Source organism: Pseudomonas sp. PB105, from assembly GCF_009764655.1.
GTDB lineage: Bacteria > Pseudomonadota > Gammaproteobacteria > Pseudomonadales > Pseudomonadaceae > Aquipseudomonas > Aquipseudomonas cyclaminis.
The window spans coordinates 1-26,134 of record NZ_RWIO01000042.1 but is presented as its reverse complement, the minus strand read 5'-3'; the positions used below and the strand labels follow the sequence as shown (position 1 = coordinate 26,134).

25 protein-coding genes are annotated in these 26,134 nt (G+C 60.2%); 18 read left to right on the top strand and 7 right to left on the bottom strand.

Annotated features, from left to right (window positions below):
- Window positions 1-40 precede the first annotated feature (40 nt).
- From EJD88_RS10730 to cysN, 3 genes are all read left to right on the top strand, one after another.
- Complete coding sequence (locus tag EJD88_RS10730; protein ID WP_158877921.1) at window positions 41-799, top strand: Nif3-like dinuclear metal center hexameric protein; 759 nt, start codon at window positions 41-43, stop codon at window positions 797-799.
- Window positions 800-962: 163 nt separating this feature from the next.
- The gene (cysD, locus tag EJD88_RS10725; RefSeq protein ID WP_032886164.1) at window positions 963-1,880 is read left to right on the top strand and encodes a sulfate adenylyltransferase subunit CysD; all 918 of its coding nucleotides are present in this window, start codon (window positions 963-965) and stop codon (window positions 1,878-1,880) included.
- Window positions 1,881-1,889: 9 nt separating this feature from the next.
- Window positions 1,890-3,788, top strand: coding sequence for a sulfate adenylyltransferase subunit CysN (gene cysN, locus EJD88_RS10720; protein ID WP_099583975.1), 1,899 nt, complete (start codon window positions 1,890-1,892; stop codon window positions 3,786-3,788).
- Between the two features lie 176 nt (window positions 3,789-3,964).
- Here the strand turns inward: cysN and EJD88_RS10715 are convergent, their stop codons facing one another.
- The 3 genes from EJD88_RS10715 to EJD88_RS10705 are packed head-to-tail and all read right to left on the bottom strand — an operon-like array spanning window position 3,965 to window position 7,360.
- A complete protein-coding gene (locus tag EJD88_RS10715) occupies window positions 3,965-4,864 on the bottom strand; it encodes an acyltransferase (RefSeq protein ID WP_112193381.1) in 900 nt (299 codons plus the stop codon).
- On the bottom strand, window positions 4,865-6,964 hold the full coding sequence (gene pta / locus EJD88_RS10710; protein ID WP_099583977.1) for a phosphate acetyltransferase: 2,100 nt from the start codon (window positions 6,962-6,964) through the stop codon (window positions 4,865-4,867). It abuts the gene before it with no gap.
- A 60-nt stretch (window positions 6,965-7,024) separates the two neighbouring features.
- Window positions 7,025-7,360 carry a DUF3565 domain-containing protein gene (locus tag EJD88_RS10705; RefSeq protein WP_099583978.1) on the bottom strand — a complete coding sequence of 112 codons (336 nt, stop codon included), beginning with the start codon at window positions 7,358-7,360 and terminating at the stop codon, window positions 7,025-7,027.
- Between EJD88_RS10705 and EJD88_RS10700 the strand changes: the two genes are divergently transcribed.
- Entirely contained in the window at window positions 7,329-7,814 is a 486-nt protein-coding gene (locus tag EJD88_RS10700) for a peptidylprolyl isomerase (protein WP_032886172.1), read from the top strand. The genes EJD88_RS10705 and EJD88_RS10700 overlap by 32 nt on opposite strands.
- A 188-nt stretch (window positions 7,815-8,002) precedes the next feature.
- Here EJD88_RS10700 and rpsT read toward each other — a convergent pair whose 3' ends face one another.
- Entirely contained in the window at window positions 8,003-8,281 is a 279-nt protein-coding gene (rpsT, locus tag EJD88_RS10695) for a 30S ribosomal protein S20 (protein ID WP_003188401.1), read from the bottom strand.
- A gap of 254 nt (window positions 8,282-8,535) precedes the next feature.
- Here rpsT and murJ point away from each other — a divergent pair, with 254 nt between their 5' ends.
- The 6 genes from murJ (at window position 8,536) to ispH (ending at window position 16,045) form a co-directional block, all read left to right on the top strand.
- Window positions 8,536-10,074 (top strand): murein biosynthesis integral membrane protein MurJ, encoded by a 1,539-nt coding sequence (gene murJ / locus EJD88_RS10690; protein WP_158877920.1) that lies wholly within the window; start codon window positions 8,536-8,538, stop codon window positions 10,072-10,074.
- 119 nt (window positions 10,075-10,193) lie between these two features.
- Entirely contained in the window at window positions 10,194-11,132 is a 939-nt protein-coding gene (gene ribF, locus EJD88_RS10685; RefSeq protein WP_160385075.1) for a bifunctional riboflavin kinase/FAD synthetase, read from the top strand.
- Window positions 11,133-11,146: 14 nt separating this feature from the next.
- Window positions 11,147-13,978, top strand: coding sequence for an isoleucine--tRNA ligase (gene ileS, locus EJD88_RS10680; RefSeq protein ID WP_099583981.1), 2,832 nt, complete (start codon window positions 11,147-11,149; stop codon window positions 13,976-13,978).
- The gene (gene lspA / locus EJD88_RS10675) at window positions 13,971-14,480 is read left to right on the top strand and encodes a signal peptidase II (RefSeq protein ID WP_099583982.1); all 510 of its coding nucleotides are present in this window, start codon (window positions 13,971-13,973) and stop codon (window positions 14,478-14,480) included. Before ileS ends, lspA begins: the two co-directional genes overlap by 8 nt.
- A gap of 7 nt (window positions 14,481-14,487) precedes the next feature.
- Window positions 14,488-14,925 carry an FKBP-type peptidyl-prolyl cis-trans isomerase gene (gene fkpB, locus EJD88_RS10670; RefSeq protein WP_010213263.1) on the top strand — a complete coding sequence of 146 codons (438 nt, stop codon included), beginning with the start codon at window positions 14,488-14,490 and terminating at the stop codon, window positions 14,923-14,925.
- Window positions 14,926-15,097: 172 nt separating this feature from the next.
- Complete coding sequence (gene ispH, locus EJD88_RS10665) at window positions 15,098-16,045, top strand: 4-hydroxy-3-methylbut-2-enyl diphosphate reductase (protein WP_099583983.1); 948 nt, start codon at window positions 15,098-15,100, stop codon at window positions 16,043-16,045.
- On the opposite strand, the gene EJD88_RS10660 is transcribed toward ispH, so the two are convergent.
- Entirely contained in the window at window positions 15,999-16,580 is a 582-nt protein-coding gene (locus tag EJD88_RS10660) for a GspH/FimT family pseudopilin (protein WP_158877919.1), read from the bottom strand. The genes ispH and EJD88_RS10660 overlap by 47 nt on opposite strands.
- A 202-nt stretch (window positions 16,581-16,782) precedes the next feature.
- Here EJD88_RS10660 and pilV point away from each other — a divergent pair, with 202 nt between their 5' ends.
- The 5 genes from pilV (at window position 16,783) to thiO (ending at window position 20,095) form a co-directional block, all read left to right on the top strand.
- Window positions 16,783-17,268 carry a type IV pilus modification protein PilV gene (pilV, locus tag EJD88_RS10655; protein ID WP_099583995.1) on the top strand — a complete coding sequence of 162 codons (486 nt, stop codon included), beginning with the start codon at window positions 16,783-16,785 and terminating at the stop codon, window positions 17,266-17,268.
- Window positions 17,265-17,972 carry a PilW family protein gene (locus EJD88_RS10650; protein ID WP_158877918.1) on the top strand — a complete coding sequence of 236 codons (708 nt, stop codon included), beginning with the start codon at window positions 17,265-17,267 and terminating at the stop codon, window positions 17,970-17,972. Before pilV ends, EJD88_RS10650 begins: the two co-directional genes overlap by 4 nt.
- A gap of 7 nt (window positions 17,973-17,979) precedes the next feature.
- Window positions 17,980-18,510 (top strand): PilX N-terminal domain-containing pilus assembly protein, encoded by a 531-nt coding sequence (locus EJD88_RS10645; RefSeq protein WP_158877917.1) that lies wholly within the window; start codon window positions 17,980-17,982, stop codon window positions 18,508-18,510.
- A gap of 11 nt (window positions 18,511-18,521) precedes the next feature.
- Window positions 18,522-18,923: a type IV pilin protein gene (locus EJD88_RS10640; RefSeq protein WP_158877916.1), complete on the top strand. Its 402-nt coding sequence runs from the start codon at window positions 18,522-18,524 to the stop codon at window positions 18,921-18,923.
- A 62-nt stretch (window positions 18,924-18,985) separates the two neighbouring features.
- Window positions 18,986-20,095: a glycine oxidase ThiO gene (thiO, locus tag EJD88_RS10635; RefSeq protein WP_158877915.1), complete on the top strand. Its 1,110-nt coding sequence runs from the start codon at window positions 18,986-18,988 to the stop codon at window positions 20,093-20,095.
- Here the strand turns inward: thiO and EJD88_RS10630 are convergent.
- Both EJD88_RS10630 and EJD88_RS10625 read right to left on the bottom strand, forming a co-directional pair.
- Window positions 20,082-20,315, bottom strand: a complete 234-nt coding sequence (locus tag EJD88_RS10630; protein WP_099583988.1) for a PP0621 family protein — start codon at window positions 20,313-20,315, stop codon at window positions 20,082-20,084. The genes thiO and EJD88_RS10630 overlap by 14 nt on opposite strands.
- A 124-nt stretch (window positions 20,316-20,439) precedes the next feature.
- Complete coding sequence (locus EJD88_RS10625) at window positions 20,440-21,465, bottom strand: outer membrane protein assembly factor BamD (RefSeq protein WP_099583989.1); 1,026 nt, start codon at window positions 21,463-21,465, stop codon at window positions 20,440-20,442.
- Window positions 21,466-21,614: 149 nt separating this feature from the next.
- On the opposite strand from EJD88_RS10625, the gene rluD reads away from it, so the two are divergent.
- The 3 genes from rluD (at window position 21,615) to clpB (ending at window position 25,995) form a co-directional block, all read left to right on the top strand.
- Window positions 21,615-22,577, top strand: coding sequence for a 23S rRNA pseudouridine(1911/1915/1917) synthase RluD (gene rluD / locus EJD88_RS10620; protein ID WP_032886184.1), 963 nt, complete (start codon window positions 21,615-21,617; stop codon window positions 22,575-22,577).
- On the top strand, window positions 22,574-23,299 hold the full coding sequence (gene pgeF / locus EJD88_RS10615; protein ID WP_158877914.1) for a peptidoglycan editing factor PgeF: 726 nt from the start codon (window positions 22,574-22,576) through the stop codon (window positions 23,297-23,299). Before rluD ends, pgeF begins: the two co-directional genes overlap by 4 nt.
- 131 nt (window positions 23,300-23,430) lie before the next feature.
- Complete coding sequence (gene clpB, locus EJD88_RS10610; RefSeq protein ID WP_099583991.1) at window positions 23,431-25,995, top strand: ATP-dependent chaperone ClpB; 2,565 nt, start codon at window positions 23,431-23,433, stop codon at window positions 25,993-25,995.
- The last annotated feature ends 139 nt before the right edge of the window (window positions 25,996-26,134 follow it).

Below are 26,134 nucleotides of genomic sequence, written 5' to 3'. Positions count from 1 at the left end.
GGCTGCGAGCGCCTCGGAACGGGATATTTAGGAGTCTTTTATGGCCGTCCCCCTTACCACCCTCGTCGAGGAAGCGGACCGCTACCTCGGCAGTGCAAAAATCGCCGACTACTGCCCCAACGGCCTGCAAGTCGAAGGCCGTCCGCAGGTGATGCGCATCGTCAGCGGCGTGACCGCAAGCCAAGCCCTGCTGGACGCAGCCGTTGAAGCCCAGGCCGATTTGATCCTGGTGCACCACGGCTATTTCTGGAAAGGCGAGAACCCCTGCATCACCGGCATGAAGCAGCGCCGCCTGAAAACCCTGCTCAGGCACGACATCAGTTTGCTGGCCTATCACCTGCCGCTGGACCTGCACCCCGACGTCGGCAACAACGTGCAGCTTGCCAAGCAGTTGGACATCACCGTCGAAGGCCCTCTCGACCCGACCAACCCCAAGATCGTCGGCCTGGTCGGCTCCCTCGCCGAACCCCTGTCGCCCCGCGACTTTGCCCGCCGCGTGCAGGACGTCATGGGCCGCGAACCGCTGCTGATCGAAGGCAGCGAAATGATCCGCCGCGTCGGCTGGTGCACCGGCGGTGGCCAAGGCTACATCGACCATGGGATTGCCGCCGGCGTCGACCTGTTCCTCAGCGGCGAAGCCTCCGAGCAAACCTTCCACAGCGCGCGGGAAAACGACATCAGCTTCATCGCCGCCGGCCACCACGCCACCGAGCGCTATGGCGTACAGGCACTGGGCGATTACCTGGCGCGGCGTTTTGCGCTCGAACATCTGTTCATCGACTGCCCCAACCCAATCTGAATGTGGGAGGCGGTTTGACGGCATGGCAGGCCAAACCTGGCGGCATATTCATATACCGTTTCGATCTAGCCAGCTCCCTGAATAGAAGAAGGTGCTGTGCTAGCATGCCTCGCTCGAACACGGCCCGCTGGCCGTCCATAAGATCGTTTTTCCGTGAGTAACCATGGTCGACAAACTGACGCATCTGAAACAGCTGGAGGCGGAAAGCATCCACATCATCCGCGAGGTCGCCGCCGAGTTCGACAACCCGGTGATGCTCTACTCGATCGGTAAAGACTCCGCCGTGATGCTGCATCTGGCACGCAAGGCCTTCTTCCCGGGCAAACTGCCGTTCCCGGTGATGCACGTCGACACCCGCTGGAAATTCCAGGAGATGTACGCATTCCGCGACAAGATGGTCGAGGAACTGGGCCTGGACCTGATCACCCACGTCAACCCCGATGGGGTTGCGCAGGGCATCAACCCGTTCACCCACGGCAGCGCCAAGCACACCGACATCATGAAGACCGAAGGCCTCAAGCAGGCCTTGGACAAGCATGGTTTCGACGCAGCGTTCGGCGGTGCCCGTCGTGATGAAGAGAAATCCCGCGCCAAAGAGCGCGTGTACTCGTTCCGCGACAGCAAGCACCGCTGGGACCCGAAGAACCAGCGCCCCGAGTTGTGGAACGTCTACAACGGCAACGTCAACAAGGGCGAGTCGATCCGTGTATTCCCGCTGTCCAACTGGACCGAGCTGGACATCTGGCAGTACATCTACCTGGAAGGCATCCCGATCGTGCCGCTGTACTTCGCCGCCGAACGCGACGTGATCGAGAAGAACGGCACGTTGATCATGATCGACGACGACCGCATCCTCGAGCACCTGTCCGACGAAGACAAAGCCCGCATTGTCAAAAAGAAAGTACGTTTCCGTACCCTTGGCTGCTACCCGTTGACGGGCGCGGTGGAGTCCGAAGCCGAGACGCTGACGGACATCATTCAGGAAATGCTCCTGACGCGAACTTCCGAGCGCCAGGGCCGTGTCATCGACCACGATGGCGCAGGCTCAATGGAAGATAAAAAACGTCAAGGCTATTTCTAAGGGGCTGTCATGTCGCATCAATCTGATTTGATCAGCGAGGACATCCTCGCCTACCTGGGCCAGCACGAGCGCAAAGAGATGTTGCGCTTCCTGACCTGCGGCAACGTCGATGACGGCAAGAGCACCCTGATCGGGCGCCTGCTGCACGACTCCAAGATGATCTACGAAGATCACCTGGAAGCCATCACCCGCGATTCGAAGAAGTCCGGCACTACCGGTGACGACATCGACTTGGCCTTGCTGGTCGACGGCCTGCAGGCCGAGCGTGAGCAGGGCATCACCATCGATGTTGCCTACCGCTACTTCTCCACCGCCAAGCGCAAATTCATCATTGCCGACACCCCCGGCCATGAGCAGTACACCCGCAACATGGCCACCGGTGCGTCCACCTGTGACCTGGCGATCATCCTGATCGACGCCCGCTACGGCGTGCAGACCCAGACCCGTCGCCACAGCTTCATCGCCTCGTTGCTGGGCATCAAGCACATCGTGATCGCCGTCAACAAGATGGACATCAATGGCTTCGACCAGAGCGTGTTCGAGCAGATCAAGGCCGATTACCTGAAGTTCGCCGACGGTATCGCCTTCAAGCCGAGCACCATGGCCTTTGTGCCGATGTCGGCGCTCAAGGGCGACAACGTGGTGAACAAGAGCGAGCGTTCGCCTTGGTACACCGGCCAGTCGCTGATGGAAATCCTCGAAACCGTCGAGATCGCCAACGACCGCAACTACACCGACCTGCGTTTCCCGGTGCAGTACGTCAACCGTCCGAACCTGAACTTCCGTGGTTTCGCCGGCACCCTGGCCAGCGGCATCGTGCACAAGGGCGACGAGATCGTGGTTCTGCCGTCGGGCAAGAGCAGCCGCGTCAAATCCATCGTCACCTTCGATGGTGAGCTGGAACACGCCGGCCCAGGCCAGGCCGTGACCCTGACCATGGAAGACGAGATCGACATCTCCCGTGGCGACCTGCTGGTGCATGCCGACAACGTGCCGCAAGTAACTGACGCCTTCGACGCCATGCTGGTGTGGATGGCCGAAGAACCGATGCTGCCGGGCAAGAAATACGACATCAAGCGCGCCACCAGCTACGTGCCGGGTTCCATCACCAGCATCGTGCACCGCGTGGACGTGAACACCCTGGCCGAAGGCCCGGCGAGTTCGCTGCAATTGAACGAGATCGGCCGGGTCAAGGTCAGCCTCGACGCCGCCATCGCGCTGGATGGTTACGACAGCAATCGCACCACGGGCGCGTTCATTGTTATCGACCGCTTGACCAACGGCACCGTTGCCGCAGGCATGATCATCGCACCGCCGGTCACTCACGGCAGCGCGGCGCAGCATGGCAAGTTGGCGCATGTGGCCACCGAAGAGCGTGCCCAGCGCTTCGGCCAGCAACCGGCCACCGTGCTGTTCAGCGGCCTGTCCGGCGCTGGCAAGAGCACCTTGGCCTATGCGGTCGAGCGCAAGCTGTTCGACATGGGTCGTGCGGTCTTCGTGCTGGATGGTCAGAACCTGCGTCACGACCTGAACAAAGGTCTGCCACAGGATCGTGCCGGGCGTACGGAAAACTGGCGTCGTGCCGCTCACGTGGCGCGCCAGTTCAACGAAGCCGGCCTGCTGACCCTGGCCGCGTTCGTTGCCCCGGATGCCGAAGGCCGTGAACAGGCCAAGGCGCTGATTGGCGGTGATCGTCTGCTGACTGTGTACGTGCAGGCGTCGCCGCTGGTATGCGCCGAGCGTGATCCGCAAGGCCTGTACGCGGCCGGCGGGGATAACATCCCTGGCGAATCCTTCCCGTACGACGTGCCGTTGAATGCCGACCTGGTGCTCGACACCCAGGCGCTGTCGCTGGAAGACAGCGTCAAGCAAGTGCTGGAACTGTTGCGTCAGCGCGGCGCGATCTAAACCTCGCGGCCACAAAAAAAGCCCGCCACCGAGTGATCGGTGGCGGGCTTTTTCACATCTTCAAGATCGGGCGCGGTCAAATGTGGGAGGGGGCTTGCCCTCGATAGCGGTGGGTCAGCTACGACTGCATCAACTGATGCTCCGTCATCGAGGGCAAGCCCCCTCCCACAGGTTGATCATCGTTTGCCTGGGAAGTCTTTATGCAGCTTTTCCAGCAACGCATCCTTCTCTTCCCATAACCGGTTGATCCAGCCCTGGAACGCCAACCGATACTCCCCATCCTGCTCATAATTCTTGCCAATAAACTCGGCCGGAATCTGCACCTCTTCAAACTGCACCACCACGTCCTTCACATTCCCGCATAGCAAATCCCAATAACCAGGACGCCCGCCAGGGTAGTGAATGGTCACATTCACCAGTGACTTCAGTTGCTCGCCCATGGCGTCCAGCACAAATGCGATGCCGCCAGCCTTGGGCTTGAGCAGGTAACGGAATGGCGATTTTTGCTGGGCATGTTTGCCATCAGTAAACCGTGTGCCTTCGGCAAAGTTGAAAATCCCGACCGGGTTGTCGCGAAACTTCGCACAGGTCTTGCGGGTGGTTTCCAAGTCTTTGCCTTTCTTCTCCGGGTGCTTCTCCAGATAAGCCTTGGTGTAGCGCTTCATGAACGGAAAGCCCAGTGCCCACCACGCCAGACCAATCACCGGCACCCAGATCAATTCCTGCTTGAGGAAGAACTTCAGCGGGCGAATCCGTCGATTGAGCACGTATTGCAAGACCATGATGTCGACCCAGCTCTGGTGGTTGCTGGTCACCAGGTACGAGTGTTGATAATCCAGCCCTTCAAGGCCTTTGAGGTGCCAGCGCGTGCGCTGTACCAGGTTCATCCAGCCCTTGTTGTTGGTGACCCAGGCTTCGTGGGTGTGGTTCATCAGCCATTCGCTGAAGCGCTTGGCAAACGGCAACGCCTTGAACAGCGCAACGATGAACAGGAACGAACACAGCAGGATCGTGTTCAGCGCCAGCAACAGCGAAGCGATCACCCCGCGCACGGCGGCAGGTAGAAAATCCAGCATTTAGATATCCATTGGTCGGTTGGCGGCTTGGATCGCGGTCAGGGCGATGGTGTACACGATGTCGTCAACCTGGGCGCCGCGGGGCAGGTCGTTGACCGGTTTGCGCAGGCCCTGGAGCATCGGGCCCAGGCTTACGCAATCGGCGCTGCGTTGTACGGCCTTGTGGGTGGTGTTGCCGGTGTTCAGGTCAGGGAAGACGAACACGGTGGCCTTGCCGGCGACCTGGCTGTTGGGCGCCAGTTGTCGGGCTACGTCCTCGTTGGCGGCGGCGTCGTATTGCAGGGGGCCGTCGATCAACAGCGAGCTTTGCTGTTCATGGGCGAGCAGGGTGGCTTCGCGAACTTTTTCCACTTCCTCGCCGCTGGCCGAATCACCGCTGGAATAGCTGATCATCGCCACGCGCGGGGTAATGCCGAACGCCGCCGCCGAGTCGGCACTTTGCAGGGCGATTTCCGCGAGTTCCGCAGCGCTTGGGTGCGGGTTCATCACGCAGTCGCCGTACACCAGCACCTCTTCGGGGAACAGCATGAAGAACACCGACGACACCAGCGTGCAGCCCGGCGCCGTTTTGATCAGTTGCAGGGCAGGGCGGATGGTGTTGGCGGTGGAGTGGATAACGCCAGAAACCAGGCCATCCACTTCATCCAGTGCGAGCATCATGGTGGCGATCACCACAGTGTCTTCCAATTGTTGCTCGGCCATCGGCGCGTTGAGGCTTTTGCTTTTGCGCAGCGCGACCATTGGTTCGACGTAGCGTTGGCGGATCAGGTCCGGGTCGAGAATTTCCAGGCCTTCCGGCAATTCGATGCCCTGGGCGCGGGCGACGGCTTCCACATCGGCTGGTTTGGCCAGCAACACGCAACGGGCGATGCCTCGGGCCTGGCAGATGGCGGCGGCCTGGACGGTAAGTGGCTCGCTGCCTTCGGGCAGCACGATGCGTTTGTTGGCGGCTTGGGCGCGTTGGATCAACTGGTAGCGGAACACCGCTGGCGACAGGCGCATTTCCCGTGGTGTGCCGCAACGCTGATGCAGCCAGCGCGCATCAAGGTGGCTGGCGACGAAATCGGTGATGATCTCGGCGCGCTCGCGGTCATCGATGGGGATTTCTTTGTTCAGGTTGTTGAGCAGGTTGGCGGTGTCGTAGGAGCCGGTGCTCACCGACAGCACCGGTAGCCCGGCCTGAAACGCTCCGCGACACAGATCCATGATGCGCGGATCGGGCAGTGTATCGCTGGTCAGCAGCAGGCCGGCCAGCGGCACGCCGTTGATCGCGGCCAGGCTGACGGCGAGGATGATGTCGTCGCGGTCGCCTGGGGTTACCACCAGCACGCCGGGTTTGAGCAGCTCGACGGTGTTACGCATGGTGCGGGCGCAGATGATGATCTTCGTCATGCGCCGGGTTTCGTAGTCGCCGGCGTTGAGGATCTGCGCGCCCATCAGGTCGGCCACGTCGCGGGTGCGCGGCGCGTTGAGTTCCGGTTGATACGGAATGCAGCCGAGCAGGCGGAAGTCACCGCTGCGCAGTAAAGGCGAATGCTCTTTAAGGCGCGCTGAAAACGCCTCCATGCTTTCGTCGGTGCGCACCTTGTTGAGGATCACGCCGAGTACTTTCGGGTCTTTCGGGCCGCCGAACAGTTGGGCCTGCAATTCCACGCGGCCGGAGAGTTCGGTGAGCACTTCGTTTTCCGGAGCGGAGACCAGGATCACTTCCGCGTCCAGGCTCTTGGCCAGGTGCAGGTTGACCCGTGCCGCATAGCTGGCGTTGCGGGTGGGCACCATGCCTTCGACGATCAGTACGTCCTTGCCCACGGCGGCCTGCTGATAGAGGGTGATGATCTCTTCGAGCAGTTCGTCGAGCTGGCCGTCGCCGAGCATCCGTTCAACGTGTGCCAGGCCCAAAGGCTGTGGTGGCTTGAGGCCGTGGGTGCGTGCCACCAGTTCGGTGGAGCGTTCGGGGCCGGTGTCGCCGGGGTGCGGCTGGGCAATCGGCTTGAAGAAGCCGACTTTCAGCCCGGCCCGCTCAAGGGTGCGCACCAGCCCAAGGCTGATGGAGGTCAGACCCACACCAAAATCGGTGGGCGCGATAAAAAAAGTCTGCATGCGAATTCTCTGGAGGTGCATGGCTTCGGTGGCGCTCTATAGCTGAGTGCCTACCGGGAATCAGGCGTCAAGGTTATCGTTATTCGGCGCTTGCGCACACCAGCCGCAGGCAAAGGGCTGGCCTATTTTTTCCAGACGCTGTGCGGGGTCGAGTACCCAGGCGCGGGATTGCCATGGCGGCTGGTGGCGCAGATGCTGGGTGTGGCCGCAGGACAGCTCGGCCACCCAATGCCGTTCTTCGTCCAGATGAAAACCGACGACCGTGACCCTTGATCGGTCCCGTCTGTCCGGGTTCTGTTCGCTTTCGGGCAAATCCTTGTTTAGACTTGTCCGTTCTTCATTCTTATGCAAAAGGTCTCGCCCCATGACGATCGCCGCTAACAAGGCTGTCTCCATCGACTATACCCTGACCAACGACGCTGGTGAGGTCATCGACAGCTCCGCCGGCGGCGCGCCGCTGGTCTACCTGCAAGGCGCAGGTAACATCATCCCAGGCCTGGAAAAGGCACTGGAAGGCAAGGCAGTTGGTGATGAACTGACCGTTGCCGTAGAACCTGAAGATGCCTACGGCGAATACTCGGCTGAGCTGGTCAGCACTCTGAGCCGCAGCATGTTCGAAGGCGTTGACGAGCTGGAAGTGGGCATGCAGTTCCACGCTTCCGCGCCGGACGGCCAAATGCAGATCGTGACTATCCGTGATCTGGACGGCGACGACGTAACCGTCGACGGCAACCACCCTCTGGCAGGCCAGCGCCTGAACTTCCAAGTGAAGATCGTTGCCATCCGCGATGCTTCCCAGGAAGAAGTGGCTCACGGCCACGTTCACGGTGAAGGCGGTCATCAGCACTGATTGATGCGTTAATCAGCTGATAGCAAAAACGCCCCGACTGGTTCGGGGCGTTTTTTTTGCGCTTAAAAAAGCACTGAAGTTCAAATGTGGGAGAGTTGTACTTCAGAAAACAAAAATGCCCCGGACCTTTCGGTACGGGGCATTTCTTAACTGTTTCGCAACCAGGGTTGCGTTGCAGTTGTTACCACTTAGGCGGCAGCAGGAACGCTCAGAGCCTTGATGTGGCCGTTCAGGCGGCTCTTATGACGAGCGGCCTTGTTCTTGTGGATGATGCCTTTATCGGCCATACGGTCGATAACTGGCACAGCCAGAACGTAAGCTGCTTGAGCTTTTTCAGCGTCTTTGGTGTCGATGGCTTTAACTACATTCTTGATGTAGGTACGAACCATGGAACGCAGGCTGGCGTTGTGGCTGCGACGCTTCTCAGCCTGTTTTGCACGTTTTTTGGCGGAAGGTGTGTTGGCCACCGTCGAGCTCCTCGAAAGACTTTTTAGGAAATAGCAAACAAAATAGGCCGCGAATCATGCCGATGACTTGATGTGTTGTCAAGGGCGGCTGATGCGAACTGCTGAGTGGTCGATCTGAAGAGGCGGGTGATTTATTTCCGGCGCTTGACCTGTAAACTCGCGAGCTTTGGCTCTGTGCTGTTGCAGGCGCGCAGTATCGCATAAGTAGGCGCACAGTTCGCCTGCTCTTTATCTAATAGGCGCAAACTCTTTCAATGAATCTGCTCAAATCGTTGGCCGCCGTCAGCTCTATCACGATGATCTCCAGGGTTCTGGGGTTTGTGCGTGACACCCTGCTGGCACGCATTTTTGGCGCCAGCATGGCCACGGATGCCTTCTTTATTGCCTTTAAATTGCCCAATCTGCTGCGGCGTATCTTCGCGGAGGGAGCATTTTCCCAAGCATTCGTGCCGATTCTGGCGGAATACAAGACCCAGCAAGGCGAGGAGGCCACCCGCACCTTTATTGCCTACGTCTCAGGCCTGCTGACCCTGGTTTTGATGCTGGTGACTATCCTCGGCATGCTCGCCGCACCTTGGGTGATCTGGGCCACGGCGCCCGGTTTCGCCAATACGCCGGAAAAGTTCGCGCTGACCGCTGATCTGCTACGGGTTACCTTTCCTTATATATTGCTGATTTCCCTGTCATCCCTGGCCGGGGCGATCCTCAATACCTGGAACCGTTTCTCGGTGCCGGCGTTTGTGCCGACCCTGCTAAACGTCAGCATGATCATTTTCGCGCTGTTCCTCACCCCGTATTTCGATCCGCCGGTCATGGCGCTCGGCTGGGCTGTATTGGCCGGCGGCCTGGCACAATTGCTCTACCAACTGCCGCACCTGAAAAAGATCGGCATGCTCGTACTGCCGCGCCTGAATCTTAAGGACACCGGCGTCTGGCGCGTGATGCGCAATATGCTGCCGGCGATCCTCGGCGTATCGGTCAGCCAGATTTCCCTGATTATCAACACGGCCTTTGCCTCGCTGCTGGTATCGGGCTCGGTGTCGTGGATGTATTACGCCGACCGCCTGATGGAGCTGCCGTCCGGCGTGCTGGGCGTGGCCTTGGGCACAATCCTGCTGCCTACCCTGGCGCGCACTTATGCCAGCAAGGACCGGCAGGAGTACTCGCGCATCCTTGATTGGGGCCTGCGCCTGTGTTTTGTCCTGGTGTTGCCGTGTGCCCTGGCGCTGGGCATCCTGGCCGAGCCGTTGACGGTTTCACTGTTCCAATACGGCCAATTCGACGCCCATGACGCCTTGATGACGCAGCGCGCGCTGGTTGCCTACTCCGTCGGCCTGCTCGGCATCATCGTGATCAAAGTGCTGGCGCCTGGCTTTTATGCCCAGCAAAACATCCGTACACCCGTGAAAATCGCGATCTTCACGCTGATCGTCACGCAACTGCTCAATCTGGTGTTTATCGGTCCATTGGCTCATGCCGGCCTGGCCCTTGCGATCAGCGCGGGTGCCTGCATCAATGCGGGCTTGCTGTTTTATCAACTGCGCAAACAGCAGATGTTCCAGCCGCAGCCGGGCTGGGGCATGTTTGCCCTCAAGCTGCTGGTGGCGGTGGCAATGATGTCGGCGGTGTTACTGGGCTTGATGCACTTTATGCCGGCGTGGGACCAAGGCCCTATGTTGGAACGCTTCATGCGTCTGGGCGTGTTGGTTGTCGCTGGCGTGGTGGTGTACTTCGGAATGTTGCTGCTGCAGGGTTTCCGCCTGCGGGATTTCAATCGCAAGTCATTGAACTAGAGAGTTTGCCGCGATAAAAGCGGTGTTTTATCGATTCGATCCATTTGCCCTGCGCTGTTGCCTGTCGTCTGAGGCTGGGTGTGGTTATAATCGACCACTTTATGAGCAAGAAGCGCGTTATGCAGCTGGTTCGAGGTCTCCACAACCTGCGCCCCCAGCATCGGGGCTGCGTCGCCACTATTGGCAACTTTGACGGTGTTCACCGTGGTCACCAGGCTATCCTGGCCCGGCTGCGCGAGCGTGCGGTCGAGTTGGGCGTGCCCAGCTGCGTGGTGATTTTTGAGCCACAGCCGCGGGAATACTTCACCCCGGAGACGGCGCCGGCCCGCCTGGCCCGCTTGCGGGACAAGCTGCAACTGCTGGCCGAAGAAGGCGTGGACCGCGTCCTCTGCCTGGCTTTCAACCAGCGCTTGCAAAGCCTCAGCGCCGCCGAGTTCGTCGACCGTATCCTGGTGGATGGCCTGGGCGTGCAGCATCTGGAGGTCGGCGACGACTTCCGTTTTGGTTGCGATCGGGTTGGGGATTTCGAATTCCTGCAGCACGCCGGCGTTACCCAGGGCTTTACCGTTGAAGCCGCGCAAACCGTCGAACTGGACGGCCTGCGTGTGAGCAGCACCCAGGTGCGTAATGCCCTGGCGGCTGCCGACTTCGCCCTGGCCGAGCGTCTGCTGGGTCGCCCGTTCCGCATTGCCGGGCGGGTACTGCACGGCCAGAAGCTGGCGCGCCAACTGGGCACGCCAACCGCCAACGTGCAACTCAAGCGTCGTCGTGTGCCGCTTACCGGGGTTTACCTGGTGAGCGTCGACATCGACGGCCAGCCGTGGCCGGGAGTCGCCAACATAGGCGTCAGGCCCACGGTTGCAGGTGATGGCAAGGCCCACCTGGAAGTTCACCTTTTGGATTTTGCCGGTGATTTATACGACCGGCGTTTGACGGTGGTTTTCCACCAGAAGCTGCGTGAAGAGCAGCGTTTCGCCTCCCTTGAGGCGTTGAAAACGGCGATCAATGCGGATGTCGCCGCCGCCCGTGCACTAGCCGCACCTAGCGCCCATCGCTAACCGAAGAGCCTTAAATGACCGACTATAAAGCCACGCTAAACCTTCCGGACACCGCCTTCCCAATGAAGGCCGGCCTGCCACAGCGCGAACCGCAGATCCTGCAGCGCTGGGACAGTATTGGCCTGTACGGAAAGTTGCGCGAGATTGGCAAGGATCGTCCGAAGTTCGTCCTGCACGACGGCCCTCCTTACGCCAACGGCACGATTCACATCGGTCATGCACTGAACAAAATTCTCAAGGACATGATCCTGCGTTCGAAAACCCTTTCGGGCTTCGACGCACCTTATGTTCCGGGTTGGGACTGCCACGGCCTGCCGATCGAACACAAGGTCGAAGTGACCTACGGCAAGAACCTGGGCGCCGATAAAACCCGCGAACTGTGCCGTGCCTACGCCGCCGAGCAGATCGAAGGGCAGAAGTCCGAGTTCATCCGCCTGGGTGTGTTGGGCGAGTGGGACAACCCGTACAAAACCATGAACTTCAAGAACGAGGCCGGTGAGATCCGCGCCTTGGCAGAAATCGTCAAGGGTGGTTTCGTGTTCAAGGGCCTCAAGCCCGTGAACTGGTGCTTTGACTGCGGTTCGGCATTGGCCGAAGCCGAAGTCGAGTACGAAGACAAAAAGTCCTCGACCATCGACGTGGCGTTCCCGATCGCCGACGACGCCAAGCTGGCCCAGGCATTCGGCCTGGCAAGCCTGAGCAAACCAGCGGCCATCGTGATCTGGACCACCACCCCGTGGACCATCCCGGCCAACCAGGCGCTGAACGTGCACCCGGAGTTCACCTACGCGCTGGTAGACGTCGGTGATCGCCTGCTGGTGCTGGCCGAGGAAATGGTCGAGGCGTGCCTGGCGCGTTACGAGCTGCAAGGTTCGGTCATCGCCACCACCACCGGCTCCGCGCTTGAACTGATCAACTTCCGTCACCCGTTCTATGACCGTCTGTCGCCGGTGTACCTGGCTGACTATGTCGAGCTGGGCTCGGGCACTGGCGTGGTCCACTGCTCGCCCGCCTATGGCGTTGACGACTTTGTGATCTGCAAGAAGTACGGCCTGGTCAACGATGACATCATCAACCCGGTGCAAAGCAACGGCGTGTACGTGCCTTCGCTGGAGTTCTTCGGTGGTCAGTTCATCTTCAAGGCCGACCAGCCGATCATCGAAAAGCTGCGTGAAGTCGGCGCATTGATGCAAACCGACACCATCAAGCACAGCTACATGCACTGCTGGCGCCACAAGACTCCGCTGATCTACCGCGCCACCGCGCAGTGGTTCATCGGCATGGACAAAGAGCCAGCCAGCGGCGATACCCTGCGCAACCGCGCGATCAAGGCCATCGAAGACACCAAGTTCGTCCCGGCCTGGGGCCAGGCGCGCCTGCACTCGATGATCGCCAACCGTCCGGACTGGTGCATCTCCCGCCAGCGTAACTGGGGCGTGCCGATCCCGTTCTTCCTGAACAAGGAAAGCGGCGAGTTGCACCCGCGTACCGTCGAGCTGATGGAAGTCGTGGCCCAGCGCGTTGAACAGGAGGGCATCGAAGCCTGGTTCAAACTGGACGCCGCCGAACTGCTTGGCGACGAAGCGCCGCAGTACGACAAGATCAGCGACACCCTCGACGTGTGGTTCGACTCGGGCACCACCCACTGGCACGTGCTGCGTGGCTCGCACCCGATGGGCCACGAGACCGGCCCGCGTGCCGATCTGTACCTGGAAGGCTCGGACCAACACCGTGGCTGGTTCCACTCCTCGTTGCTGACCGGTTGCGCCATCGACGATCACGCCCCGTACCGCGAATTGCTGACCCACGGCTTCACCGTCGACGAGACGGGTCGCAAGATGTCCAAGTCGCTGAAAAACGTGATCGAGCCGAAGAAGATCAACGACACCCTGGGCGCCGACATAATGCGTCTGTGGGTGGCCTCGACCGATTACTCGGGCGAGATCGCCGTATCGGACCAGATCCTGGCCCGCAGCGCCGATGCCTATCGTCGCATCCGCAATACCGCGCGCTTCCTGCTGTCGAACCTGACCGGTTTCAACCCGGCCACCGACATCCTGCCGGCCGAGGACATGCTCGCCCTGGACCGTTGGGCCGTGGACCGCACCCTGTTGCTGCAGCGCGAGTTGCAGGAACACTACGGCGAATACCGCTTCTGGAACGTGTACTCGAAGATCCACAACTTCTGCGTGCAGGAACTGGGTGGTTTCTACCTCGACATCATCAAGGACCGCCAGTACACCACCGCTGCTAACAGCAAAGCACGCCGTTCGGCGCAGACTGCGCTGTACCACATCAGCGAAGCGCTGGTGCGCTGGATCGCGCCGATCCTTGCGTTCACCGCCGACGAACTGTGGGAATACCTGCCGGGCGAGCGCAACGAATCCGTGATGCTCAACACCTGGTACGAAGGCCTGACCGAACTGCCTGCCGACTTCGAACTGGGTCGCGAGTACTGGGAGGGCGTGATGGCCGTCAAAGTTGCGGTGAACAAGGAGCTGGAAGTTCAACGTGCGGCCAAGGCCGTCGGTGGCAACCTGCAAGCTGAAGTCACCCTGTTTGCCGAGGAAGGCCTGACCGCCGACCTGGCCAAACTGAGCAACGAGCTGCGCTTCGTGTTGATCACCTCCACGGCGAGCCTGGCGCCATTTGCTCAAGCACCGGCTGATGCCGTGGCTACCGAAGTGCCGGGCCTCAAGCTTAAAGTGATGAAGTCCGCCTTTGCCAAGTGCGCCCGTTGCTGGCACTGCCGTGAAGATGTGGGTGTGAACCCTGAGCATCCGGAAATCTGTGGTCGTTGCGTCGACAACATCTCCGGTGAAGGCGAGGTTCGCCACTATGCCTAACGCCAGTCGTTTCGGACGCCTGGGCTTGCTCGTGTTGAGTTTGCTGGTCCTGGTCATTGATCAGGTCAGCAAGGCTCACTTCGAGGGCTCCCTGGAAATGTTCCAGCAGATCGTAGTGATCCCCGATTACTTCAGCTGGACCCTGGCCTACAACACCGGCGCCGCGTTCAGCTTCCTCGCTGATGGCGGTGGCTGGCAGCGCTGGCTGTTTGCCGTTATCGCGCTGGTGGTCAGTGCGGTGCTGGTGGTGTGGCTCAAGCGCCTGGGTCGCGATGACACCTGGCTGGCCGTTGCCTTGGCCCTGGTGCTGGGTGGTGCGCTGGGTAACCTGTACGACCGCATTGCCCTTGGCCATGTGATCGACTTCATCCTGGTGCATTGGCAGAACCGTCATTACTTCCCGGCGTTCAACTTCGCCGACAGCGCCATCACCGTCGGCGCAATCATGTTGGCGCTGGATATGTTCAAAAGTAAGAAAACCGGAGAGACCGTCAATGACTGATCAGGTATTGGCTGAGCAACGCATCGGCCAGAACACGGAAGTCACTTTGCACTTTGCATTGCGCCTGGAGAATGGCGACACGGTCGACAGCACGTTCGACAAAGCCCCTGCGACCTTCAAGGTCGGTGACGGCAACCTGCTGCCGGGTTTTGAAGCGGCCCTGTTCGGTTTCAAGGCCGGCGACAAGCGCACCCTGCAGATTCTGCCGGAAAACGCCTTTGGCCAGCCCAACCCGCAAAATGTGCAGATCATCCCGCGTTCGCAGTTCCAGGACATGGACCTGTCGGAAGGTCTGCTGGTGATCTTCAACGACGCGGCGAATACCGAACTGCCTGGCGTGGTGAAAACCTTCGATGACGCGCAAGTGACGATCGACTTCAACCACCCGTTGGCCGGTAAGACCTTGACCTTTGACGTTGAAATCATCGACGTTAAAGCACTTTGATCAACGCCCCGGTCTAAAATGTGGGAGGGGGCTTGCCCCCGATGGCAGCGGCTCAGTCAAAGATGTATCAATTGACACGCAGCCATCGGAGGCAAGCCCTCTTCCACTTTTGATCTCTATTGTCAGTTCAGTAGCATCAACTCTGACCCCAGCGCCAGACACGAGGCACAGCATGCAAATCAAACTCGCCAACCCCCGTGGCTTCTGCGCCGGCGTGGACCGTGCGATCGAAATCGTCAATCGCGCCCTGGAAGTCTTCGGTCCGCCGATCTACGTGCGTCATGAAGTCGTCCACAACAAGTTTGTGGTCGAAGACCTACGCGCACGCGGCGCGATCTTTGTCGAAGAGCTAGACCAGGTGCCGGACGACGTGATCGTCATCTTCAGTGCCCACGGTGTTTCCCAGGCCGTGCGTACCGAAGCAGCAGGCCGTGGCCTCAAAGTGTTCGATGCCACCTGCCCTCTGGTCACCAAGGTGCACATCGAAGTCGCGCGCTACAGCCGCGACGGTCGGGAATGCATCCTGATCGGTCATGCCGGTCACCCGGAAGTCGAAGGCACCATGGGCCAATACGATGCCAGCAATGGCGGCGCCATCTACCTGGTGGAAGACGAGAAAGACGTCGCCAACCTGCAGGTGCACAACCCAGATCGTTTGGCCTTCGTCACCCAGACCACCTTGTCCATGGACGACACCAGCCGTGTGATCGATGCCCTGCGCACCCGTTTCCCGGCCATCGGCGGCCCGCGTAAGGATGACATCTGCTACGCCACCCAAAATCGCCAGGACGCGGTCAAGCAATTGGCTGACGAGTGCGATGTGGTTCTGGTGGTCGGCAGCCCCAACAGCTCCAACTCCAACCGTCTGCGTGAGCTGGCTGAGCGCATGGCTACCCCGGCGTACTTGATCGACGGAGCTGAAGACATGCAGCGCAGTTGGTTCGATGGCGTCCAGCGTATCGGCATCACAGCAGGTGCTTCTGCCCCTGAAGTACTGGTGCGCGGTGTTATCCAGCAACTGCACGCCTGGGGGGCTACCGGCGCTGATGAGTTGGCGGGACGTGAAGAGAACATCACTTTCTCCATGCCCAAGGAGCTGCGGGTTCGCTCACTGCTCTGAATGCCAGGGTGCCGGAGGTACTCCGGCACAACGCCTGTTCGGCTTTATCGCTGCGCAGGCTGATGCGCCCACTGGGCGCCAGCACCACTTGGTGCACACTTTGCGCCGAGTCCTTGGCGCATATGTGCACAGTGCCGGCACGAAAACCTCCCCCTGAAAATACCGGTTCGCCCAACCCGCTGAACCGCACCTGGCTTTTGACCGGGCCATTTCCCACTATCGGCACACGACCGCTGTCCTGGCGCTCCAGCAGCACCGGGTTGTTGTCGTCCAGATCGCCGCGCCCGCTGATGTCCACTATCACCCGCCAACCTCGACTCCAGTCATCGTCCAGTGCGTGAATGACCACCGCGCGGTTACGCGTGATGGCTTCGGTGCGTGCGAAGCGGAGTCCGTTGGTCAGCGATTGCGCCGCGCTTTGTCGCTGCTGTGACTCCAGCAGCCCCGCGAAACCCGGCACTGCCAGATGCGCCAGGATGCCGCTCACGATCAGTCCGAGCAGCAGTTCGATCAGGGTGAAACCTCGTTGTCCCATTGGTCGTCCCTCCGTGGACGTGTGCAGAAAGCAGGTTGAGACATAGGTATAGCGCCCGGCGCGGAGTGCCGAATGATGGCCTTCATGTCCAAAGTATTTCCCTTTGTTCCATCGGCAGCGCGGGCGAAAAACCGACGCTAGTCTTGGGCCGCACCGCAGGATTTCCTGCTTTTTTTGCCCTTCGACACGGATGACGACGGTAATGCTTGCCTGCCTGAATACCTGTTTTCCCCACGCTGTAGCGCGACATCAAATCGGCATGACGTTGATTGAGGTGCTGGTAGCGGTGCTGATTCTCGCGGTCGGCCTGTTAGGCGCGGTGGTGCTCCAGCTCAATGCCCTCAAATACACCGACAGTTCGAGGATGACCAGTCAGGCCAGTTTCATTGCCTACGATATGCTCGACCGAATCCGCGCCAATTCCGGCGCCGACTACTCATCGCCAGGGAGGGTAAGGGCTCCGGCCAATACCGCGACTGCCAGTGTGCGTGACCTGGATCTGCATGATTTCGAGGCCAATATTCGCGGTTTTGCCGGGGAGAGTGCCAAAGGCTCTGTGGTGGTCAGTAGAAATGAGGTGACGGTCAGTATCAGTTGGGATGACCGATCGAGTTCGAACATCCCTGATGCGCGGGAAACCTTTACCCTGACCAGTCGCATCGACCCAGGGCCAGAGGTGGCGCAATGAGGCCTGTGGCGAGGGGTTTCAGCTTGATGGAGTTGCTGCTGGCCCTGGCAGTCGGTTTGGTGCTGGTGCTTGGGGGCAGCCAAGTGGTGATCGGTTCCCGAATGACCCACGCCAGCCAGCAGGCAGCCATGTTGCTGCAGGACGACGCTCGGTTTGCGCTGGGCAAGATGCTCCAGGACATCCGTCAGGCGGGCATGTTTGGCTGTATGGCTACTGCATTTATCGACAATGCCCCACCGGCCTTTGATCGGCCGGTTGGCTGGAGTGCCGGGGGCGGTTCAACGTCGCTGACGCTGTTGACTGCGGACGTGGGTGCTGGCGGTGGCAAACCTGACTGGACGGTGTTGTCCGACTGCACGGGTACGGCCTATGCATACGGCGGGACCTCACCTTCGCCAGTTCCCGGGCAGATTCGCTTTGCCATTCGCCAACTCACCTACACCTTCGAGGCCGGCCAGTTAAAGGTCAGCACGCCTGCTGCGCCGGCCAGGGCAGTGTTGGTGGATAACGTGGGGGCGCTCGATCTCAGTTTCGGTGTGGCGGCCGGGCCGACATCGGCGCAGGTAGTGCGCTACGACGCCATGCCGTCTGACGAGTCGTTGATCCGCAGCGTACGCATCCGCATGACGCTGCGAGACCCGACGGGCCGGGTGAAAGATCAAACCTATAGCGTCGTGGCGGCGCTGCGTAACCGTGTGGGGTAGGGCGGTCATGGTGCTGACTGACGGTATTTCTTCGCAGCAGAGGGGAATGGTGCTGCTGATAAGCCTGGTGTTTTTGCTGCTGTTGTCACTGATTGGCTTGTCGTCAATCCAAGGTGCGGTGGCCCAGCAAAAGATCAGCGGCAGCCTGTGGCAACGAAACCAGTCGCTTCAAAACGCCGAAAGCGGCTTGAGGCTGGGAGAGCAGGCGGTGCAGCGAGCGGGTGTCGGGTGGCCGCAGTGCTGGTCGATCGTTACCTGCGCGCCGCCGGACGAGGCGTTTTTGCTGGTGGCTGCAGGGACGAACCCTGTTTCGGCAGTGTCCTGGGTTGCCGTCAGGGGAGGGCTCTACGGCATTCAAGCCTTGGGTCCTGGCGTAGGGCTGGCGCATCTGCCGCCTCATGCCTCGGCGGCGGTCTACCGGGTGACGGCAGTTGGGTTCAGCGGCCAGTCGCGCACGGTATTGGAGACTGTATATGCGCGGGTGGAATTGGAAAGTGGCCCGCGGTTTCGGCGGGTGTCATGGCGACAGCTTCAATGAGGAACAGTGGCATGGGCATGGACTGCCGGGGCTTTACCCTGATCGAGTTACTTATCTGCGTAGCGATCATCGCGTTTCTGGCCGGGATCGCTTACCCCGGCTACACCCGTCATGTAAAAAAGGTCTATCGCGCGGAAATTGTCGCGCTACTGACCGAGCAAGCTCAGCACCTTGAGCGTTTTTATACGAGGAACGGCACTTTTATTGACGCCAGCGGCGTCAGCACCGGCAATGATCGCTATAGAATCACCGCTGCGTTGAACCCTCAGGATTTCTACCTGGTCGCTACGCCGGGCGTCGATTCGTTGATGGTGGGTGACGCTTGTGGTGACTTCAGCCTTAGCAGCACGGGTGTGCGGGCCAATCCGGGGGCAGCACCTGAAATGTCGCGCCAGACATGCTGGGGGCAATGATGGGGGTGCTGGATGATTGGGCGCCAGGTGCGCTTGTTCCTATTTATCGGCTGGATCGAATGATGGCTAAGCAACAGCAAGTGGTGATTGTCGGCGGCGGAGTCATTGGCCTGCTGACGGCGTACAACCTGGCGAGCCAGGGGCAGGCGGTGGTCCTGTTGGAGCGGGCCGATGTGGGGCAGGAGTCTTCATGGGCGGGCGGTGGCATTGTGTCTCCGCTGTATCCTTGGCGCTACAGCCCGTCGGTCACTGCATTGGCCCATTGGTCCCAGGATTTTTATCCGCAACTGGCTGAGCGCCTGTTTGCCGCCACCGGCATCGACCCTGAGGTTCATACCACCGGCTTGTACTGGCTGGACTTGGAAGATGAGGCCGAGGCGCTGGCATGGGCGGTCCGTGAAGGTCGGCCTCTAGGCAAAGTGGATGTGTCGGCCGCCCATGATGCGGTTCCGGTGCTGGGGGGCGGGTATTCCAGCGCGATCTATATGGCTGACGTGGCCAATGTGCGCAACCCTCGCTTGGTCAAATCCCTCAAGGCTGCGTTGTTGGCACTGCCTGGCGTAACTGTTCACGAACAGTGTGAAGTCACTGGATTTGTCATGGAAGGCGACAATGTGGTGGGCGTAAACACGGCAGGGGGGGCGATTGTCGGGGAGCAAGTGGTACTGGCAGCAGGCGCGTGGAGCGGTGAGTTGCTCGGCACGCTGGGCTTGGTGCTGCCGGTGGAACCGGTCAAGGGGCAGATGATTTTGTACAAATGCGCCTCGGACTTCTTGTCGAGCATGGTCCTGGCCAAGGGCCGTTATGCCATCCCCCGGCGCGACGGGCATATTCTCATTGGCAGTACCCTGGAACACGAGGGCTTCGACAAGACCCCCACCGATACTGCGCTGGAAAGTCTCAAAGCCTCGGCTGTGGAGCTGATTCCCGCCCTGGCAGACGCCGAAGTAGTGGGGCATTGGGCCGGTTTGCGCCCAGGCTCACCGGAAGGTATTCCCTATATCGGCCAGGTTCCCGGCTTTAAAGGGCTGTGGCTCAATTGCGGGCATTACCGCAACGGCCTGGTACTGGCGCCGGCGTCCTGTCAGTTGTTTGCAGACTTGCTGCTGGGGCATGCGCCGATCATCGATCCTGCGCCTTACTTGCCTGAAGGTCGCATCAGCGCTGTATAGACTTCGGTCCCTGCTCCAGATGCGCCTGAGTGCAATACCACTCCTGGCGCAAGCTTAGGGCGCGATCCTGTGGCAGGTGCACGCCGCAGTGGGCGCAACGCACCATCAACGCAGCGTCAGGCTCGTTGTTGCGTTGTTGCTTGGCGGCCGGGTTTTTGAATTTGCGCCAGAACCATACCGCGGCAGCAATAACGGCAATCCAGAACAGAAGACGAAGCATGATGGGCGGTTTCTCGATAAGGAATGCGCCAGTTTAGCCAAGGACGTGGCAGACGCACAGCGCAATAATACTGCCCATAAAAAAGGAGCCCCGAGGGGCTCCTTTTTTGCGTTGCATCGACAGATCAGTCGAACACACCGAAGGTCATGTAGCTGAACCACGAGCGGTCCTGGTTGTTGCCCAGAGCCTCTGGCTCTTCTTCTTCGATCACGTCGCCGTTCTCGTCGTGCGGCTTGAGCTCCGACGGAATGGCTTCCTTGGCGTCCTGGTATTGTTTGATCACGTCCTGATTGGCGCGGGTTTCGCCCGGCGGCAACGGAGGGCGCGACTCGATCAGGCCCAGGGTGTACTTGCTCAGCCACGAACGGTTGTCGGCTTCGGCAACCTGAGGCACGAACTGGCCGTCTTTCAGGCTAGGGTGATCCGGGTAGTTGAGCTTGAGGGTCTCCAGGCTGGTGTTGGCCAGGTCGTCCAGGTGCAGCCGCTGGTAAGCCTCGGTCATCACTGCCAGGCCGTCACCCACGGAAGGGGTTTCCTGGAAGTTCTCTACGACATAGCGGCCACGGTTGGCGGCAGCCACGTACGCCTGACGGGTCAGGTAGTAGTGAGCTACGTGGATTTCGTAGGACGCCAGCAGGTTGCGCAGGTAGATCATGCGCTGCTTGGCGTCCGGCGCGTAGCGGCTGTTCGGATAGCGGCTGGTCAACTGGGCGAACTCGTTGTAGGAGTCGCGGGCAGCACCTGGGTCACGCTTGGTCATGTCCAGCGGCAGGAAGCGCGCCAGCAGGCCAACGTCCTGGTCGAACGAGGTCAGGCCCTTGAGGTAGTAGGCGTAGTCCACGTTCGGGTGTTGCGGGTGCAGGCGGATGAAGCGCTCGGCGGCGGACTTGGCAGCTTCCGGCTCGGCGTTCTTGTAGTTGGCGTAGATCAGCTCAAGCTGAGCCTGGTCGGCGTAGCGCCCGAACGGATAACGCGACTCCAGTGCCTTCAGCTTCGCTGTGGCGCTGGTGTAGCTATTATTGTCCAAGTCTTTCTGTGCCAGTTGGTACAGCTCGACTTCGCTCAGGTTTTCGTCGACGACGTCCTTTGTTGACGAGCAAGCAGCAGTCATGGCGAGGATGGCGATCAGCAGCAGGTGTTTCACTTGCATGGCGGCTTGCGTCCCTATGACGGCCGCTGTCTTGGGCGGGGCCGTCCTGTTATGATGAGCGCCCCGTTGAAAGCCTCGGGGCAAAAGACGCCGTATTTAACCACAAGCGCGCAGCCGAAACCAAAGGCTGTGCCACGCCTAGTCTGAGCATGTCCGATAAAATTGAACTTCGCGCAGAGGTGCCGTCCGAATTGGGCGGCCAACGCCTCGATCAAGTCGCCGCACAATTATTCGCTGAGCACTCGCGCTCGCGCCTTTCCGCCTGGATCAAAGACGGCCGCCTGACTGTGGATGGAGCGGTTATCCGCCCGCGAGACATAGTTCATGGCGGTGCGATTCTTGAGCTGACTGCCGAGCAGGAAGCCCAGGGAGAATGGGTCGCCCAGGACATCGAGCTGGATATCGTCTATGAAGACGACGACATCCTGGTCATCAACAAACCCGCAGGCCTGGTGGTTCACCCGGCGGCCGGGCACGCTGATGGCACCTTGCTCAATGCCCTGTTGCACCATATCCCCGACATCATCAACGTGCCGCGCTGCGGGATCGTGCACCGTCTGGACAAGGACACCACCGGCCTGATGGTGGTCGCCAAGACCATTCAGGCGCAGACGCAGCTGGTTACGCAGTTGCAGAGCCGTAGCGTCAGCCGGATCTATGAGTGCATCGTGATCGGCGTGGTCGTCGCGGGTGGCAAGATCAACGCCCCCATCGGTCGCCACGGCCAGCAGCGCCAGCGCATGGCGGTAATGGAAGGCGGCAAGCAAGCCGTGAGCCACTACCGTGTGCTGGAGCGTTTCCGTTCCCACACTCACGTGCGGGTCAAGCTGGAAACCGGTCGTACTCACCAGATCCGCGTGCACATGGCCCACATCAACTTCCCGTTGGTCGGCGATCCTGCCTACGGTGGCCGCTTCCGCATTCCGCCTGCGGCCAGCCAGACCATGGTCGAATCGCTCAAGACGTTCCCGCGCCAGGCACTGCATGCACGTTTCCTGGAGCTGGATCATCCGACGAGCGGTAAGCGCATGAGTTGGGAATCGCCACTGCCGGACGATTTTGTCTGGTTGCTGTCGCTGCTCAAACAGGACCGCGAGGCGTTTGTCGGATGAGTGACTGGCTGATACCTGACTGGCCCGCGCCGGCTCGGGTAAAGGCTTGTGTCACCACCCGTGCGGGTGGCGTCAGCCTGGCGCCATTCGACAGCCTCAACCTGGGCGATCATGTCGAGGACAGCCTGGAGGCTGTCCTTGAAAACCGCCGTCGTCTCAGCGACGCCTTTGCTATTCAGCCGGCCTGGCTGCGCCAAGTCCATGGGGTGAGCGTGGTCGAGGCCGATCCTGGCCACACGGCTGAAGCTGATGGCAGTTGGACCAGCACCCCTGGCATCGCCTGTACCGCTATGACTGCCGATTGCCTGCCCGCGTTGTTCTGCAACCGTGCCGGGACTCGCGTCGCTGCGGCCCATGCCGGTTGGCGTGGGTTGGCGGCCGGTGTGTTGGAGGCTGCTTTCGAAAGCCTGGAGACTGAACCTGCCGACGTATTGGTCTGGCTGGGTCCGGCAATCGGTCCGCAAGCCTTTGAAGTCGGCCCGGAAGTGCGTGAAGCGTTCATGCAGCAACTGCCGATCACGGCCGAAGCTTTTGTGCCGAGCCATAACCCTGGCAAGTTCATGGCCGACATCTACCAACTGGCCCGCCTGCGCCTCGCCGCACGGGGTGTCACGGCTGTCTACGGTGGTGGTCTGTGCACGGTGACCGACCCGCAATTCTTTTCTTACCGGCGCAGCCCGCGCACCGGTCGATTTGCCTCCCTTATCTGGCTCGAACGCTAGACTCTCCTGACTTACGTCAACTGTCCGTGGCTTGAATCTTCCAGAATCCCCCCCATCTATAAGGGTATCTGGCAGGTTTCTTCATTCAGGAATGTTTTATAGCTCCGGCCTGCTCAAAAGGAAGGTGACTAATGCGTATTGATCGTTTAACCAGCAAATTACAGTTGGCCTTATCGGACTCCCAATCGTTGGCGGTAGGTCTCGACCACCCGGCCATCGAGCCTGCGCACTTGATGCAGGCACTCCTGGAGCAGCAAGGTGGTTCTATCAAGCCCTTGCTGATGCAGGTGGGCTTTGATGTCAGCAGCCTGCGCAAGGAATTGAGCAAAGAGCTCGACCAACTGCCAAAAATCCAAAACCCGACCGGCGACGTGAACATGTCGCAGGACTTGGCGCGTCTGCTCAACCAGGCCGACCGCCTGGCCCAGCAGAAGGGTGACCAGTTCATCTCCAGCGAACTGGTACTGCTCGCCGCCATGGACGAGAACAGCAAGCTCGGCAAATTGTTGTTGGGCCAGGGCGTGAGCAAGAAAGCCCTGGAGAACGCCATCAACAACCTGCGTGGCGGCGACGCAGTAAACGACCCTAACCACGAGGAGTCGCGCCAGGCCCTGGACAAGTACACCGTCGACCTGACCAAACGCGCCGAAGAAGGCAAGCTTGACCCGGTGATCGGCCGTGACGATGAAATTCGTCGCACTATCCAGGTCCTGCAGCGTCGCACCAAGAACAACCCGGTGTTGATCGGTGAGCCTGGCGTGGGTAAAACCGCGATTGCTGAAGGCCTGGCCCAACGCATCATCAATGGTGAAGTGCCGGACGGCCTTAAAGGCAAGCGCCTGTTGTCCCTGGATATGGGCGCGTTGATCGCCGGTGCCAAGTTCCGTGGCGAGTTCGAAGAACGCCTCAAATCCCTGCTCAATGAACTGTCGAAGCAGGACGGGCAGATCATTCTGTTCATCGACGAACTGCATACCATGGTCGGCGCCGGTAAAGGCGAGGGCTCCATGGATGCTGGCAACATGCTCAAGCCCGCCTTGGCGCGGGGCGAGTTGCATTGCGTCGGTGCAACGACGCTCAACGAGTACCGCCAATATATAGAGAAGGACGCAGCTCTTGAGCGGCGCTTCCAGAAAGTGCTGGTAGAAGAGCCTAGTGAAGAAGACACCATCGCGATCCTGCGTGGCCTGAAAGAGCGCTATGAGGTCCACCATAAGGTGGCGATTACTGATGGTGCGATCATTGCGGCGGCCAAATTGAGTCATCGCTATATCACCGACCGTCAGTTACCGGACAAGGCCATCGATTTGATCGACGAAGCGGCCAGCCGCATTCGTATGGAAATCGATTCCAAGCCGGAAGTGCTCGACCGCCTTGATCGGCGCCTGATTCAACTGAAAGTCGAATCCCAGGCCCTGAAGAAAGAAGAGGACGACGCGGCGAAGAAACGTCTGGAAAAACTCCAGGAAGAAATCGTGCGCCTGGAACGCGAGTACTCGGACCTTGAAGAAATCTGGACCTCGGAAAAAGCCGAAGTGCAGGGCTCTGCGCAGATCCAGCAAAAGATCGAGCAGTCCCGCCAGGAACTGGAAGCCGCTCGCCGCAAGGGCGACCTGAACCGCATGGCCGAGTTGCAGTACGGGGTCATCCCGGACCTGGAGCGCAGCCTGCAAATGGTCGACCAGCACGGCAAGTCTGAAAACCAGCTGCTGCGCAGCAAGGTGACCGAGGAAGAAATCGCCGAAGTCGTCTCCAAGTGGACCGGCATTCCGGTGTCGAAAATGCTCGAAGGCGAGCGCGACAAGCTGTTGAAGATGGAGCATCTGTTGCACCAGCGCGTGATCGGCCAGGAAGAGGCGGTTGTGGCAGTGTCCAACGCGGTACGACGTTCGCGCGCCGGGTTGTCCGACCCGAATCGTCCGAGCGGCTCGTTCATGTTCCTCGGCCCGACCGGCGTGGGTAAAACCGAGCTGTGCAAGGCGCTGGCCGAATTCCTCTTTGATACTGAAGAGGCCATGGTGCGGATCGATATGTCCGAGTTCATGGAGAAACACTCGGTGGCCCGTCTGATCGGCGCACCACCAGGCTATGTGGGCTACGAGGAGGGCGGTTACCTGACCGAAGCCGTGCGACGCAAGCCTTACTCGGTGATCCTGCTGGATGAGGTCGAGAAGGCGCATCCGGATGTGTTCAACATCCTGCTGCAAGTGCTGGAAGATGGTCGGTTGACGGACAGCCACGGGCGTACTGTGGACTTTCGCAACACGGTAATCGTGATGACCTCCAACCTGGGCTCGTCGCAGATCCAGGAGCTGGTAGGGGACCGTGAGGCTCAGCGCGCTGCTGTCATGGACGCGTTGACCTCGCACTTCCGCCCGGAATTCATCAACCGGGTCGACGAAGTGGTGATCTTCGAGCCCTTGGCGCGGGATCAGATTGCGGGCATTACCGAGATCCAGTTGGGGCGCCTGCGCAGTCGTCTGGCTGAGCGCGAACTGTCGCTGCAGCTGAGCCGCGAGGCGTTGGACAAGCTCATCGCGGTTGGTTACGACCCGGTGTATGGCGCACGGCCTTTGAAGCGTGCGATTCAGCGCTGGATCGAGAACCCGCTGGCGCAGTTGATCCTTTCTGGCAGTTTTATGCCGGGTACCAGCGTCGAAGCCACTGTGGAAAACGACGAAATCGTCTTCCACTGAGCCTGAACAGCAGGCTGTCTAGTCCTGAAATAGGTTTACACCTGTTTGAGTCTCAAAACGCCTGATGCACCGCATCGGGCGTTTTGTATTTCAGGGATAAGTGCGGCCGCTCCCCGTTGTAGATCAGCACCGACTCATC

What these genes read in the sequence shown, in the direction of transcription:
- EJD88_RS10730 (WP_158877921.1), top strand. Translation starts at nt 41, where the DNA reads ATGGCCGTCCCCCTTACCACCCTCGTCGAGGAAGCGGACCGCTACCTC.
- cysD (WP_032886164.1), top strand. Translation starts at nt 963, where the DNA reads ATGGTCGACAAACTGACGCATCTGAAACAGCTGGAGGCGGAAAGCATC.
- cysN (WP_099583975.1), top strand. Translation starts at nt 1,890, where the DNA reads ATGTCGCATCAATCTGATTTGATCAGCGAGGACATCCTCGCCTACCTG.
- EJD88_RS10715 (WP_112193381.1), bottom strand. Translation starts at nt 4,864, where the DNA reads ATGCTGGATTTTCTACCTGCCGCCGTGCGCGGGGTGATCGCTTCGCTG.
- pta (WP_099583977.1), bottom strand. Translation starts at nt 6,964, where the DNA reads ATGCAGACTTTTTTTATCGCGCCCACCGATTTTGGTGTGGGTCTGACC.
- EJD88_RS10700 (WP_032886172.1), top strand. Translation starts at nt 7,329, where the DNA reads ATGACGATCGCCGCTAACAAGGCTGTCTCCATCGACTATACCCTGACC.
- EJD88_RS10705 (WP_099583978.1), bottom strand. Translation starts at nt 7,360, where the DNA reads ATGGAGACAGCCTTGTTAGCGGCGATCGTCATGGGGCGAGACCTTTTG.
- murJ (WP_158877920.1), top strand. Translation starts at nt 8,536, where the DNA reads ATGAATCTGCTCAAATCGTTGGCCGCCGTCAGCTCTATCACGATGATC.
- ribF (WP_160385075.1), top strand. Translation starts at nt 10,194, where the DNA reads ATGCAGCTGGTTCGAGGTCTCCACAACCTGCGCCCCCAGCATCGGGGC.
- ileS (WP_099583981.1), top strand. Translation starts at nt 11,147, where the DNA reads ATGACCGACTATAAAGCCACGCTAAACCTTCCGGACACCGCCTTCCCA.
- lspA (WP_099583982.1), top strand. Translation starts at nt 13,971, where the DNA reads ATGCCTAACGCCAGTCGTTTCGGACGCCTGGGCTTGCTCGTGTTGAGT.
- ispH (WP_099583983.1), top strand. Translation starts at nt 15,098, where the DNA reads ATGCAAATCAAACTCGCCAACCCCCGTGGCTTCTGCGCCGGCGTGGAC.
- EJD88_RS10660 (WP_158877919.1), bottom strand. Translation starts at nt 16,580, where the DNA reads ATGGGACAACGAGGTTTCACCCTGATCGAACTGCTGCTCGGACTGATC.
- pilV (WP_099583995.1), top strand. Translation starts at nt 16,783, where the DNA reads ATGCTTGCCTGCCTGAATACCTGTTTTCCCCACGCTGTAGCGCGACAT.
- EJD88_RS10650 (WP_158877918.1), top strand. Translation starts at nt 17,265, where the DNA reads ATGAGGCCTGTGGCGAGGGGTTTCAGCTTGATGGAGTTGCTGCTGGCC.
- EJD88_RS10645 (WP_158877917.1), top strand. Translation starts at nt 17,980, where the DNA reads ATGGTGCTGACTGACGGTATTTCTTCGCAGCAGAGGGGAATGGTGCTG.
- EJD88_RS10640 (WP_158877916.1), top strand. Translation starts at nt 18,522, where the DNA reads ATGGGCATGGACTGCCGGGGCTTTACCCTGATCGAGTTACTTATCTGC.
- thiO (WP_158877915.1), top strand. Translation starts at nt 18,986, where the DNA reads ATGGCTAAGCAACAGCAAGTGGTGATTGTCGGCGGCGGAGTCATTGGC.
- EJD88_RS10630 (WP_099583988.1), bottom strand. Translation starts at nt 20,315, where the DNA reads ATGCTTCGTCTTCTGTTCTGGATTGCCGTTATTGCTGCCGCGGTATGG.
- EJD88_RS10625 (WP_099583989.1), bottom strand. Translation starts at nt 21,465, where the DNA reads ATGCAAGTGAAACACCTGCTGCTGATCGCCATCCTCGCCATGACTGCT.
- rluD (WP_032886184.1), top strand. Translation starts at nt 21,615, where the DNA reads ATGTCCGATAAAATTGAACTTCGCGCAGAGGTGCCGTCCGAATTGGGC.
- pgeF (WP_158877914.1), top strand. Translation starts at nt 22,574, where the DNA reads ATGAGTGACTGGCTGATACCTGACTGGCCCGCGCCGGCTCGGGTAAAG.
- clpB (WP_099583991.1), top strand. Translation starts at nt 23,431, where the DNA reads ATGCGTATTGATCGTTTAACCAGCAAATTACAGTTGGCCTTATCGGAC.